Below are 13,917 nucleotides of genomic sequence, written 5' to 3' on the forward strand. Positions count from 1 at the left end.
TTAGCATCTGGAAGCTAATTTTTTGCATGACGAGCAGTTATAGAAAAGGACGCTGTCTGACCCGCACGCAGACCGGAGGAAGGAAACTATAAGAATAGCATGTGGGCGTTATTCATGATAAAAAATGTTAAAAAACAAAGACCTGTCAATCTGGATCTGACAACAATTCGGTTTCCTGTTACGGCTATAGCTTCCATTCTCCACCGCGTTTCCGGCGTCATTACTTTCGTGGCGGTTGGCATTCTGCTGTGGTTATTGGGCCTGTCGCTGTCATCCGAAGAGGGCTTCCTGACCGCCTCTGCCATCATGAGCAGCTTTTTCGTTAAATTCATTTTCTGGGGCATCCTGACAGCGCTGGCTTATCACGCTGTGGGCGGTATTCGCCATATGTTAATGGATTTTGGCTGGCTGGAAGAAACCTTCGAAGCAGGAAAGCGTTCCGCTAATCTCTCTTTTGCAATCACTGTCGTGCTTTCAATTCTCGCAGGAGTCCTCGTATGGTAAGCAACGCCTCCGCATTAGGACGCAACGGCGTACATGATTTTATTCTTGTCCGTGCTACTGCCATCGTCCTGACGTTATACATCATCTATATGGTCGGTTTTTTTGCCACACACGGCGATCTGACCTGGGTGGTGTGGACTGAGTTTTTCTCCTCCGCTTTCACGAAAGTCTTCACGCTGCTGGCGCTGTTTTCGATTCTGATCCATGCCTGGATTGGCATGTGGCAGGTGTTGACCGACTACGTTAAATCGCTGGCTGTGCGCCTGGTGCTGCAACTGGCTATCGTCATTGCACTTGCGGTTTACGTGATTTATGGATTCGTTGTGGTGTGGGGTGTGTAATGAAACTGCCAGTCAGAGAATTTGATGCTGTTGTCATTGGTGCCGGTGGCGCAGGTATGCGCGCGGCGCTGCAAATTTCCCAGAGCGGGCAAACCTGTGCGCTGCTCTCTAAAGTCTTTCCAACCCGTTCTCACACCGTATCTGCGCAAGGCGGCATTACCGTTGCGCTGGGTAATACCCATGAAGATAACTGGGAATGGCACATGTATGACACGGTAAAAGGTTCCGATTACATCGGTGACCAGGATGCCATTGAATATATGTGTAAAACCGGCCCGGAAGCGATTCTTGAGCTGGAACATATGGGTCTGCCGTTCTCCCGTCTGGATGATGGCCGTATCTATCAACGCCCGTTTGGCGGCCAGTCGAAAAACTTCGGCGGCGAACAGGCGGCGCGCACGGCAGCCGCAGCGGACCGTACCGGTCATGCGCTGTTGCACACTCTTTATCAGCAAAACCTGAAAAACCACACGACGATTTTTTCCGAGTGGTACGCGCTGGATCTGGTGAAAAACCAGGATGGCGCGGTGGTGGGTTGTACCGCACTGTGCATTGAAACCGGTGAAGTGGTCTACTTCAAAGCGCGAGCAACCGTGCTGGCGACCGGCGGCGCAGGCCGTATTTACCAGTCCACCACCAACGCACATATCAATACCGGCGACGGCGTTGGCATGGCGCTGCGCGCAGGCGTACCGGTGCAGGATATGGAAATGTGGCAGTTCCACCCGACCGGTATTGCGGGCGCGGGCGTGCTGGTAACGGAAGGTTGCCGTGGTGAAGGCGGTTACCTGCTGAACAAACATGGCGAGCGCTTTATGGAGCGTTATGCGCCAAACGCCAAAGACCTGGCGGGTCGTGATGTGGTGGCGCGTTCCATCATGATCGAAATCCGTGAAGGTCGCGGCTGCGACGGCCCGTGGGGTCCGCACGCGAAACTGAAACTCGATCACCTGGGTAAAGAGGTGCTGGAATCGCGCCTGCCGGGGATCCTTGAACTGTCGCGCACCTTCGCGCACGTCGATCCGGTGAAAGAGCCGATCCCGGTCATCCCGACTTGCCACTATATGATGGGCGGTATTCCGACCAAAGTAACTGGCCAGGCGCTGACGGTGAACGAGAAGGGCGAAGATGTCGTCATTCCGGGTCTGTTCGCAGTGGGTGAAATTGCCTGCGTATCGGTACACGGCGCCAACCGTCTGGGCGGTAACTCGCTGCTGGATCTGGTGGTGTTTGGTCGTGCGGCAGGTCTGCATTTACAAGAATCGATCGCCGAGCAGGGCGCACTGCGCGACGCCAGCGAGTCTGATGTTGAAGCGTCACTTGAGCGCCTCAACCGCTGGAACAACAACCGCAACGGCGAAGATCCGGTCACCATTCGTAAAGCGCTGCAAGAGTGTATGCAGCATAACTTCTCGGTCTTCCGTGAAGGTGATGCGATGGCGAAAGGGCTTGAGCAATTGAAAGTGATCCGCGAGCGTTTGAAAAACGCCCGTCTGGACGATACGTCCACCGAGTTTAACACCCAGCGCGTTGAGTGCCTGGAGCTGGATAACTTGATGGAAACCGCGTATGCAACGGCGGTCTCCGCAAACTTCCGTACTGAGAGCCGTGGCGCGCATAGCCGCTTCGACTATCCGGATCGTGACGACGCAAACTGGCTGTGCCATTCACTGTATCTGCCAGAAACGGAGTCCATGACGCGTCGCAGCGTCAATATGGAGCCGAAACTGCGTCCGGCATTCCCGCCGAAGATTCGTACTTATTAATGCGGAGACAGGATTATGAAACTCGAATTTTCGATTTATCGCTATAACCCGGACGTTGATGACGCGCCGCGCATGCAGGATTACACCCTGGAAGGCGAAGAAGGGCGTGACATGATGCTGCTGGATGCGTTAATGCAGCTGAAAGAAAAAGATCCTACGCTGTCGTTCCGCCGCTCCTGCCGTGAAGGGGTGTGTGGTTCCGATGGTTTGAACATGAACGGCAAGAACGGTCTGGCGTGTATCACCCCGATTTCCGCACTCGGCAATGGCAAACAGAAGATTGTGATTCGTCCTCTGCCTGGCCTGCCGGTGATCCGCGATTTGGTGGTGGACATGGGACAATTCTATGCCCAATATGAGAAGATTAAGCCTTACTTATTGAATAATGGGCAAAATCCGCCAGCAAGAGAGCACTTACAGTCACCTGACCAGCGTGAAAAACTCGACGGTCTCTATGAATGTATTCTCTGCGCCTGCTGCTCGACATCTTGCCCGTCGTTCTGGTGGAACCCGGACAAATTTATCGGTCCGGCTGGCCTGCTGGCGGCGTACCGTTTCCTGATCGACAGCCGCGATACGGAAACCGATAACCGTCTGGAAGGTTTAAGCGATGCTTTCAGCGTATTCCGCTGCCACAGCATTATGAACTGCGTCAGTGTATGCCCGAAAGGGCTGAACCCGACGCGCGCCATCGGCCATATTAAGTCGATGTTGTTGCAACGAAGCGCATAAATGTCAGTGCCGGATGGCGCTGACGCGTATCCGGCCTACATTAATAGTGATGTTTTTTTTGCCCGGTAGCGTTAGCGCCGCCGGGTAACAAGGAAGCAGGAAACCTTTAAAAACCGCCACAGTAGACATAATCGAGATGTCTGGTGCGAGACAAGGCGGCAACTGAGCGCATCGCTGGGAGCATAGTCAACTATGTGACCAGGGTAAGCAAAGGCAGCCAACGCAGTCGCAGCCCGGACAGCGAAGATTAGGCAGTTTTTAAAGGTTCCTTCGCGGGCCACCAAGAGCCCGCAAGTGAACCCTGGGACGTGCGCTAACGGGTGTACGTCGTAGTTATCCACGGCGAAGTAAGCATAACAATGCTTAAGGGATCACGATGCAGAACGGCGCAATGAAAGCCTGGCTGGACTCTTCTTACCTCTCTGGGTCTAACCAGAGCTGGATAGAACAGCTCTATGAAGACTTCTTAACCGATCCTGACTCGGTAGATGCAAACTGGCGATCTATGTTCCAGCAGTTACCGGGCACCGGAGTCAAACCGGATCAGTTCCACTCCAAAACACGTGATTATTTCCGTCAGCTGGCGAAAGATGCTTCACGTTACTCCTCCTCTATTTCCGACCCCGACACCAATGTAAAGCAGGTTAAAGTCCTGCAACTTATCAACGCATACCGTTTTCGTGGTCACCAACATGCGAACCTCGATCCGCTGGGATTGTGGCAGCAAGAAAGGGTTGCCGATCTCGATCCGGCTTACCACGATCTGACGGAAGCCGATTTCCAGAACAGCTTTAACGTGGGTTCTTTTGCGATTGGCAAAGACACCATGCCGCTGGGCGAATTGATTAACGCACTGAAAGAGACCTATTGCGGTTCGATCGGCGCGGAATATATGCATATCACCAGCACCGAAGAGAAACGCTGGATCCAGCAACGTATTGAGTCCGCAACAGGCAAGTCAAGCTTTAGCAGTGAAGAGAAAAAACGCTTCCTGGCTGAGCTGACGGCTGCAGAAGGTCTTGAACGTTATCTGGGCGCGAAATTCCCCGGTGCGAAACGCTTCTCGCTGGAAGGCGGTGATGCGCTGGTGCCGATGCTCAAAGAGATGATCCGCCACGCGGGCAAGAGCGGTACTCGCGAAGTGGTGCTGGGTATGGCGCACCGCGGACGTCTGAACGTACTGGTTAACGTGCTGGGTAAACAGCCGCAGGATCTGTTCGACGAATTCGCCGGTAAACATAAAGAACACCTTGGCACCGGCGACGTGAAATATCACATGGGCTTCTCGTCCGACGTGGAAACGGAAGGCGGCCTGGTTCACCTGGCGCTGGCGTTCAACCCGTCACACCTCGAGATTGTCAGCCCGGTGGTTATCGGTTCCGTTCGCGCGCGTCTTGACCGCCTTGACGAACCGAGCAGCAATAAAGTGTTGCCAATCACCATTCACGGCGACGCCGCCGTTGCGGGCCAGGGCGTGGTGCAGGAAACCCTGAACATGTCCAAAGCACGCGGCTACGAAGTGGGTGGCACGGTGCGTATCGTCATTAACAACCAGGTGGGCTTCACCACGTCGAACCCGCTGGATGCACGCTCCACGCCATACTGTACCGACATCGGTAAAATGGTGCAGGCGCCGATTTTCCACGTCAATGCGGACGATCCGGAAGCGGTGGCGTTCGTCACTCGCCTGGCGCTTGACTTCCGTAATACCTTCAAACGCGATGTCTTTATCGACCTGGTATGCTACCGCCGTCACGGCCATAACGAAGCCGACGAGCCGAGCGCAACCCAGCCGCTGATGTATCAGAAAATCAAAAAACACCCGACGCCGCGCAAAATCTACGCCGATCGCCTGGAGCAGGACAAAACCATTACGCTGGAAGATGCCACCGAAATGGTCAACCTGTACCGCGACGCGCTGGATGCGGGCGAGTGTGTGGTCGCCGAATGGCGTCCGATGAATATGCACTCCTTTACCTGGTCGCCGTACCTCAACCACGAGTGGGATGAGAGCTACCCGAACAAGGTAGAAATGAAGCGCTTGCAGGAGCTGGCAAAACGCATCAGTACGGTGCCGGAAGCCATCGAAATGCAGTCCCGCGTGGCGAAAATTTACGGCGACCGCCAGTTGATGGCGAGCGGCGAGAAGCTATTCGACTGGGGCGGCGCAGAAACGCTGGCGTATGCCACGCTGGTGGATGAAGGGATCCCGGTGCGTTTGTCCGGTGAAGACTCCGGCCGCGGCACCTTCTTCCATCGCCATGCGGTGATCCACAACCAGGCGAACGGTTCCACCTATACGCCGCTGAGCCATGTACACAATTCACAGGGGGCGTTCCGCGTATGGGACTCCGTGCTCTCTGAAGAAGCGGTACTGGCCTTTGAATATGGTTATGCCACGGCAGAGCCGCGCACGCTGACCATCTGGGAAGCGCAGTTCGGTGATTTCGCCAACGGCGCGCAAGTAGTTATCGACCAGTTCATCAGCTCCGGCGAGCAGAAATGGGGCCGTATGTGCGGCCTGGTGATGCTGCTGCCGCACGGCTATGAAGGGCAAGGCCCGGAGCACTCCTCCGCGCGTCTGGAGCGTTATCTGCAACTGTGTGCTGAACAAAATATGCAGGTTTGCGTGCCGTCTACCCCGGCGCAGGTTTACCACATGCTGCGTCGCCAGGCACTGCGCGGTATGCGTCGCCCGCTGGTGGTGATGTCGCCGAAGTCGCTGCTGCGTCATCCGCAGGCGGTTTCCACGCTCGATGAGCTGGCGAACGGCACCTTTATGCCAGCGATTGGCGAAGTGGATGATCTTGATCCGCAAGGCGTTAAGCGCGTGATCCTGTGCTCTGGTAAGGTCTATTATGATCTGCTGGAACAGCGTCGTAAAAACGACCAGAAAGATGTCGCGATTGTGCGTATCGAACAGCTTTACCCGTTCCCGCACCAGTCGGTGCAGGAAGCGCTGAAACCTTACGCTCACGTACATGATTTTGTCTGGTGCCAGGAAGAGCCGCTTAACCAGGGCGCATGGTACTGCAGCCAGCATCATTTCCGTGATGTGATTCCGTTTGGGGCCGCTCTGCGTTATGCAGGTCGCCCGGCCTCCGCCTCTCCGGCGGTGGGATACCTGTCCGTTCACCAGAAACAGCAACAAGATCTGGTAAATGACGCGCTGAACGTCGATTAATTAAAGGATAAATAATGAGTAGCGTAGATATTCTTGTTCCCGATCTGCCCGAGTCCGTTGCTGACGCGACCGTTGCGACCTGGCACAAAAAACCAGGCGATAGCGTACGACGCGACGAAGTGTTGGTCGAAATCGAAACTGACAAAGTGGTACTGGAAGTACCGGCGTCGGCAGACGGTATTCTGGACGCGGTGCTGGAAGATGAAGGCACCACTGTGACTTCCCGTCAGATCCTCGGTCGCCTGAAAGAGGGCAACAGCGCTGGTAAAGAGAGCAGCGCCAAATCTGAAGAGAAAGAGTCCACGCCGGCGCAGCGCCAGCAGGCTTCGCTAGAAGAGCAAAACAATGACGCACTGAGCCCGGCGATCCGTCGCCTGCTGGCTGAGCACAACCTCGAAGCCAGCGCTATCAAAGGCACGGGCGTCGGTGGTCGTATTACGCGTGAAGATGTTGAGAAACATCTGGCGAAAGCACCGGCGAAACAAGAGAAACCGGCTGCTGCTCCGGCGAGCGCTCCGGTGGCACCGCTGGCTGGTCGCACTGAAAAACGTGTGCCGATGACACGTCTGCGCAAACGTGTTGCTGAGCGTCTACTGGAAGCGAAAAACTCCACCGCCATGCTGACCACGTTCAACGAAGTCAACATGAAGCCGATTATGGATCTGCGTAAGCAGTACGGTGACGCCTTTGAAAAACGTCACGGTATCCGCCTGGGCTTTATGTCTTTCTATGTGAAAGCCGTGGTTGAAGCGCTGAAACGCTATCCGGAAGTGAACGCGTCCATCGATGGCGATGACGTGGTTTATCACAACTATTTTGATGTCAGCATGGCGGTTTCCACGCCGCGTGGTCTGGTAACTCCGGTGCTGCGCGATGTCGATACGCTGGGCATGGCTGATATCGAGAAGAAAATCAAAGAGCTGGCGGTTAAAGGCCGTGACGGCAAACTGACCGTTGATGATCTGACCGGCGGTAACTTCACCATCACCAACGGTGGTGTGTTCGGTTCGCTGATGTCTACACCGATCATCAACCCGCCGCAGAGCGCGATCCTCGGCATGCACGCCATTAAAGATCGCCCGATGGCGGTTGATGGCAAGGTCGAGATCCTGCCGATGATGTACCTGGCGCTCTCTTATGATCACCGTCTGATTGACGGTCGCGAATCCGTTGGTTTCCTGGTAGCCATCAAAGAGCTGCTGGAAGACCCGACTCGCTTGCTGCTGGACGTCTAGTGTCCTTAGCCCGGCGACGTCCGTTGCCGGGCCACTATAACGAACACCTGCTTTGTAGGCCGTCATCCGGCGTGACAAATTAAATGAAGGATGGATAGAACACATGAACTTACACGAGTATCAGGCGAAACAACTGTTTGCCCGGTCAGGTCTGCCGACTCCGGTTGGTTACGCCTGTACTACCCCGCGTGAAGCAGAAGAAGCGGCATCCAAAATCGGCGCAGGCCCGTGGGTGGTAAAATGCCAGGTCCATGCAGGCGGCCGTGGTAAAGCGGGCGGCGTAAAAGTCGTCAACAGCAAAGAAGATATTCGCGCCTTCGCGGAAAACTGGCTGGGCAAACGCCTGGTGACCTACCAAACAGACGCGAACGGCCAGCCGGTAAACCAGATCCTGGTTGAAGCGGCGACCGATATCGACAAAGAGCTGTATCTGGGCGCGGTGGTTGACCGTAGCTCCCGCCGTGTCGTGTTCATGGCCTCCACCGAAGGTGGCGTGGAAATCGAGAAAGTCGCGGAAGAAACCCCGCATCTGATCCACAAAACCACCATTGATCCGCTGACCGGCCCGATGCCGTATCAGGGGCGCGACCTGGCGTTTAAACTGGGTCTGGAAGGCAAGCAGGTTCAGCAATTCACCAAAATTTTCATGGGGCTGGCGACCATTTTCCTTGAGCGCGATCTGGCGCTGATTGAAATCAACCCGCTGGTTATCACCAAACAGGGCGACCTGATCTGCCTCGACGGCAAACTGGGCGCTGATGGCAACGCCCTGTTCCGCCAGCCTGAACTGCGCGAAATGCGCGACCAGTCGCAGGAAGATCCGCGCGAAGCGCAGGCAGCACACTGGGAACTGAACTATGTTGCGCTGGATGGCAACATCGGTTGTATGGTCAACGGCGCAGGTCTGGCGATGGGCACCATGGACATCGTGAAACTGCACGGCGGCGAGCCGGCAAACTTCCTGGATGTGGGCGGCGGCGCGACCAAAGAGCGCGTGACCGAAGCGTTCAAAATTATCCTTTCCGATGAGAACGTGAAAGCGGTGCTGGTTAACATCTTCGGCGGTATCGTGCGTTGCGACCTGATCGCTGACGGTATCATCGGCGCGGTAGAAGAAGTGGGTGTTAACGTACCGGTGGTTGTACGCCTGGAAGGTAACAATGCTGAACTGGGCGCGAAACGCCTGGCGGACAGCGGCCTGAATATTATTGCAGCAAAAAGTCTGACGGATGCAGCGCAGCAGGTTGTTGCCGCAGTGGAGGGGAAATAATGTCTGTTTTGATTGATAAGAACACCAAAGTTATCTGCCAGGGCTTCACCGGAAGCCAGGGGACTTTCCACTCTGAGCAGGCAATTGCCTATGGTACGCAGATGGTTGGCGGCGTTACGCCGGGCAAAGGTGGCACCACGCACCTCGGTCTGCCGGTGTTTAATACCGTGCGCGAAGCGGTTGAAGCAACTGGCGCGACGGCTACCGTTATCTATGTTCCGGCACCGTTCTGCAAAGACTCGATCCTCGAAGCCATCGATGCGGGCATTAAACTGATTATCACCATTACTGAAGGTATTCCGACGCTGGATATGCTGACGGTGAAAGTGAAGCTGGACGAAGCTGGCGTGCGCATGATTGGCCCGAACTGCCCAGGTGTTATCACCCCAGGCGAGTGCAAAATCGGTATCATGCCTGGCCACATTCATCAGCCTGGTAAAGTTGGTATTGTTTCCCGTTCCGGTACGCTGACCTATGAAGCGGTTAAGCAGACCACGGATTACGGTTTCGGCCAGTCCACCTGTGTGGGCATCGGTGGTGATCCGATCCCGGGTTCAAACTTTATCGATATCCTGAAGCTGTTCCAGGAAGATCCGCAGACTGAAGCGATTGTCATGATCGGTGAGATCGGCGGCAGCGCGGAAGAAGAAGCGGCAGCGTATATCAAAGATCACGTGACCAAACCGGTGGTGGGTTATATCGCTGGCGTGACCGCGCCAAAAGGCAAACGTATGGGCCACGCTGGCGCCATTATTGCCGGTGGTAAAGGCACCGCGGATGAGAAATTCGCTGCTCTGGAAGCGGCGGGCGTGAAAACCGTTCGCAGCCTGGCCGACATTGGCGAAGCGCTGAAATCTGTTATCAAATAAAACCTCATTGCTCCTCCATGTAGGGGAGCAAGTATCCTTTCGACATGGTTGGCCGCTCCCGTAGCGGCCTTTTTTATGGCTGCAGTTTACGTACCTGCGTGTTTGCCGCACTCAGGATACGCCCGTCTGCCGCCTGCGGTTGCATTGGCGCAATGGCTTCACCGCTTTGACTATCAATCAACACGGAATGCGGCTCGTTCGGCGCGAAAAGATGCTGTTCGCCCCACTGGCGTAGCGCCACGACGACCGGAAACAACGACTCGCCTCTTTTGGTCAGCACATACTCCTGATACGCCGTGCCGTCTGATGCCGGCTGGGTGGTGAAAATGCCCGCTTCCACCAGTTTGCGTAGCCTGTCGGTAAGAATGTTGCGCGCGACGCCAAGGCCACGCTGAAAATCGCCAAAACGGCGCGCACCATCAAAAGCGTCACGCACGATAAGGAGTGCCCAGCGATCGCCAATCAAATCGACAGAACGTGCGACGGGGCAAGGTTGAGTATTTAGTTGCACGGCGAATCTCCGATTTGTCATTTTGGTTGCATTTTAAAACTGGTTTATCTACCCTTCAACTAGTTTTGTTTTGCAACCAGGATCGAATATGAATAAAAGCGCACAGGCAACGCCGCGCGGTGTCATCGCATTGTTCGCGGTAGCCAGTGGTTTATGTGTGGCGAATGTCTATTACGCGCAGCCGCTGCTGGATGCACTGGCGCAGAGCTTTGCTATCAGCCAGGCGGTTGTTGGCGGCGTGGTGACGGCTACACAAGTGGGATCGGCGCTGGCCTTATTGTTGTTGGTACCATTGGGCGATGTTGTTGAGCGACGCCGGTTATTATTGGTGCAGTTGCTGGCGCTGGTGGTTGCGCTCGCCGTTGTCGCGCTGGCGCAATCGGCAACTGTGTTGCTTGTCGGTATGCTGGCGACAGGGTTACTGGGCACGGCGATGACACAAGGATTGATTGCCAGTGCGGCCAGTATCGCTAACGAACAAGAGCGGGGCAGGGTAGTGGGCGCGGCGCAAGGCGGCGTTTTTATCGGCCTGCTGTTAGCACGAGTTTTTGCCGGTGTTATTAGCGATTTAGCGGGCTGGCGCGCGGTTTATGGCGTCTCGGCATCGCTGATGATGGTGTTATTGCTGCTGCTCTGGCGGCGGTTACCTGTGATGCGCAGCACGATGATTTCTGTCAGCCGGTTACGTTTGATGGGCTCAATGCTGGGGCTGTTACGCACGGATCGCGTACTGCAAGTCCGCGGCGTATTGGCTTTGCTGATGTTTGCCGCTTTTAACATTTTCTGGAGCGCAATGGTGCTGCCGTTAAGCACGGCACCGTTTGGTTTCTCCCATACGGCAATTGGCTTGTTTGCCCTTGCGGGTGTTGCGGGCGCGCTGGTAGCGTCAAAAGCCGGGCGCGAAGTAGATCGCGGCAATGCGCAGCGCACAAGTTTGCTGGCGCTCCTCGTGCTGTTGCTGGCCTGGTGGCCGCTGTCACAGCTACAACACTCTCTGGTGTTGTTTATTCTCGGCATTGTTTTGCTCGATCTTGGTGGTCAGGCATTGCATGTGACAAATCAGAGCCTGATTTTGCGTACCGCCACATCGCAGCACGGCAGACTGGTGGCGTTGTATATGCTGTTTTACGCCCTCGGCAGCGGGTTGGGGGCTATGGCAACGACGGCGGTTTACGCTGTTTTCGGCTGGCAGGGCGTTTGCTTGCTTGGCGCAGCAGTGACGTTGTTGGCGCTTATTGTCTGGGTTACAACCCGGCGCTGGATGCTTTTCAGTAATAACCTATAAAATAAAAGGGTATTAGTGTGCAGGAAATATAACGAATAATCACTGCGCGGTGTTAAGTATGATAATCGTGGAAGTGAAATAATTGTAAAATAAACAAGATAATCACCCGCTTTAATTTTACGCCCCCCTTTAGATGTAACGAGTGTCTCATTTTTTAGATGAATGCTAAACGTTAAATAAAGTCGCCATTATTTATCGTTACTCGCCGATTGATAACCATTGATGGCGTTAAAATGAACATGCTATTAACAATGTTTTTACTGTGATTATACACCGGTTACAAAATTAACAAGGCTGAATAAAATTGATTTAAATCAATATTTAAAAGCTTGGAAAAGATGCTGAAAGTCGTTAAATTGTCGCCGATCAAATTGGTGCAAAAGTGGTAAATTCGCTATAAATTGATCACTGTCGAAAAACGTAAAACTAACTCAATAAAAACCTTTTTATTGTAAGGGTTTTGCGGAGTAATATATGCGTGAGATCAATTCGAGTTTTTTATTAACCTGGTTGTAACTTTTTTCATTCATTGTCACGCTTTATGTGATGTGAATAAAACAGTGCAGCAATTTTGTATTGGGGCATGCGTGTGAACCTTCGCTAACGGGGTTTACTCTCGGAGTCTTCATGCGATGAGCAAGGAGTCATAATGTTAGATATAGTCGAACTGTCGCGCTTACAGTTTGCCTTGACCGCGATGTACCACTTTCTGTTTGTGCCACTGACGCTCGGTATGGCGTTCCTGCTGGCAATTATGGAAACGGTCTACGTCCTCTCCGGCAAACAGATTTATAAAGATATGACCAAGTTCTGGGGCAAGTTGTTTGGTATCAACTTCGCACTGGGCGTGGCTACCGGTCTGACGATGGAGTTCCAGTTCGGGACTAACTGGTCTTACTATTCCCATTATGTTGGGGATATCTTCGGTGCGCCGCTGGCCATTGAAGGTCTGATGGCCTTCTTCCTCGAGTCTACGTTTGTAGGTCTGTTTTTCTTCGGTTGGGATCGTCTGGGCAAAGTGCAGCACATGGCAGTGACCTGGCTGGTGGCTCTTGGCTCCAACTTGTCCGCACTGTGGATTCTGGTCGCAAACGGCTGGATGCAAAACCCGATTGCTTCTGATTTCAACTTTGAAACCATGCGCATGGAGATGGTGAGCTTCGCTGAGCTGGTGCTTAACCCGGTTGCGCAGGTGAAATTCGTTCACACTGTGGCGTCTGGTTACACCTGTGGCGCGATCTTTATCCTTGGCATCAGCTCCTACTACCTGCTGCGCGGGCGCGACATCGCCTTTGCTAAACGCTCTTTTGCTATCGCTGCTAGCTTCGGTATGGCTGCGGTGCTGTCTGTTATTGTGCTGGGTGATGAATCCGGCTACGAAATGGGCGACGTGCAAAAAACCAAACTGGCTGCGATTGAAGCCGAATGGGAAACTCAGCCTGCACCGGCGGCGTTTACCCTGTTTGGCGTGCCGGACCAGGATAAGCAAGAGAACAAATTTGCTATTCAGATCCCATACGCGCTGGGCATCATCGCGACCCGTTCTGTTGATACGCCGGTCATTGGTCTTAAAGATCTGATGGTGCAGCACGAAGAGCGCATCCGTAACGGTATGAAAGCGTATCAGTTGCTGGAGCAACTGCGCGCAGGCTCTACCGATCAGGCCATTCGTGACCAGTTCAATAACATCAAAAAAGATCTTGGTTATGGCCTGCTGCTGAAACGCTATACGCCGAATGTGGCTGACGCGACAGAAGCGCAGATCAAGCAAGCGACCAAAGACTCCATCCCACGCGTTGCACCGCTGTACTTCGCATTCCGCTTGATGGTGGCCGCTGGCGTGCTGATGCTGCTGATTATCGGTGCCTCTTTCTGGACCGTGATTCGTAACCGCATCGGTGAGAAAAAATGGCTGCTGCGCGCTGCGCTGTATGGCATCCCGCTGCCGTGGATTGCTATTGAAGCGGGCTGGTTTGTTGCAGAGTACGGCCGTCAGCCGTGGGCGATTGGTGAAGTGCTGCCGACCGCAGTTGCGAACTCATCGCTGACCGTTGGCGATCTGCTGTTCTCCATGATTCTGATTTGCGGCCTTTATACGCTGTTTATGGTGGCGGAAGTGTTCCTGATGTTCAAATTTGCTCGCCTTGGGCCGAGCAGTCTGAAAACAGGTCGCTATCACTACGAGCAGTCCACCGTGGCTTCTCAGCCGGCACGCTAAGA

At 54.3% G+C, this 13,917-nt stretch carries 11 protein-coding genes; 10 read left to right on the top strand and 1 reads right to left on the bottom strand.

What is annotated here, in order from left to right:
- The first annotated feature begins 99 nt into the window (after nt 1–99).
- From sdhC to sucD, 8 genes are all read left to right on the top strand, one after another.
- Nucleotides 100–504 carry a succinate dehydrogenase cytochrome b556 subunit gene (gene sdhC, locus JKP81_RS09970; protein ID WP_017455937.1) on the top strand — a complete coding sequence of 135 codons (405 nt, stop codon included), beginning with the start codon at nt 100–102 and terminating at the stop codon, nt 502–504.
- Nucleotides 498–845, top strand: a complete 348-nt coding sequence (gene sdhD / locus JKP81_RS09975) for a succinate dehydrogenase membrane anchor subunit (RefSeq protein WP_017455938.1) — start codon at nt 498–500, stop codon at nt 843–845. Before sdhC ends, sdhD begins: the two co-directional genes overlap by 7 nt.
- Entirely contained in the window at nt 845–2,611 is a 1,767-nt protein-coding gene (gene sdhA, locus JKP81_RS09980) for a succinate dehydrogenase flavoprotein subunit (RefSeq protein ID WP_017455939.1), read from the top strand. Before sdhD ends, sdhA begins: the two co-directional genes overlap by 1 nt.
- Nucleotides 2,612–2,626: 15 nt before the next feature.
- The gene (locus JKP81_RS09985; RefSeq protein ID WP_017455940.1) at nt 2,627–3,343 is read left to right on the top strand and encodes a succinate dehydrogenase iron-sulfur subunit; all 717 of its coding nucleotides are present in this window, start codon (nt 2,627–2,629) and stop codon (nt 3,341–3,343) included.
- Between the two features lie 376 nt (nt 3,344–3,719).
- Nucleotides 3,720–6,527, top strand: coding sequence for a 2-oxoglutarate dehydrogenase E1 component (gene sucA, locus JKP81_RS09990; protein WP_200551606.1), 2,808 nt, complete (start codon nt 3,720–3,722; stop codon nt 6,525–6,527).
- A 14-nt stretch (nt 6,528–6,541) separates the two neighbouring features.
- Nucleotides 6,542–7,762 (top strand): 2-oxoglutarate dehydrogenase complex dihydrolipoyllysine-residue succinyltransferase, encoded by a 1,221-nt coding sequence (gene odhB, locus JKP81_RS09995; RefSeq protein ID WP_200551607.1) that lies wholly within the window; start codon nt 6,542–6,544, stop codon nt 7,760–7,762.
- A 103-nt stretch (nt 7,763–7,865) separates the two neighbouring features.
- Nucleotides 7,866–9,032 carry an ADP-forming succinate--CoA ligase subunit beta gene (gene sucC, locus JKP81_RS10000; protein ID WP_017455943.1) on the top strand — a complete coding sequence of 389 codons (1,167 nt, stop codon included), beginning with the start codon at nt 7,866–7,868 and terminating at the stop codon, nt 9,030–9,032.
- Entirely contained in the window at nt 9,032–9,901 is an 870-nt protein-coding gene (gene sucD / locus JKP81_RS10005) for a succinate--CoA ligase subunit alpha (protein WP_017455944.1), read from the top strand. Before sucC ends, sucD begins: the two co-directional genes overlap by 1 nt.
- A 73-nt stretch (nt 9,902–9,974) precedes the next feature.
- Here sucD and JKP81_RS10010 read toward each other — a convergent pair whose 3' ends face one another.
- The gene (locus tag JKP81_RS10010; protein WP_370568876.1) at nt 9,975–10,412 is read right to left on the bottom strand and encodes a winged helix-turn-helix transcriptional regulator; all 438 of its coding nucleotides are present in this window, start codon (nt 10,410–10,412) and stop codon (nt 9,975–9,977) included.
- An 88-nt stretch (nt 10,413–10,500) separates the two neighbouring features.
- On the opposite strand from JKP81_RS10010, the gene JKP81_RS10015 reads away from it, so the two are divergent.
- Nucleotides 10,501–11,697, top strand: coding sequence for an MFS transporter (locus tag JKP81_RS10015; RefSeq protein WP_200551609.1), 1,197 nt, complete (start codon nt 10,501–10,503; stop codon nt 11,695–11,697).
- Nucleotides 11,698–12,346: 649 nt separating this feature from the next.
- The gene (gene cydA, locus JKP81_RS10020; protein ID WP_017455947.1) at nt 12,347–13,915 is read left to right on the top strand and encodes a cytochrome ubiquinol oxidase subunit I; all 1,569 of its coding nucleotides are present in this window, start codon (nt 12,347–12,349) and stop codon (nt 13,913–13,915) included.
- The last annotated feature ends 2 nt before the right edge of the window (nt 13,916–13,917 follow it).

It is taken from the genome of Kosakonia sp. LAM2021 (assembly GCF_016620385.1).
Classification (GTDB): Bacteria; Pseudomonadota; Gammaproteobacteria; order Enterobacterales; family Enterobacteriaceae; genus Kosakonia; species Kosakonia sacchari.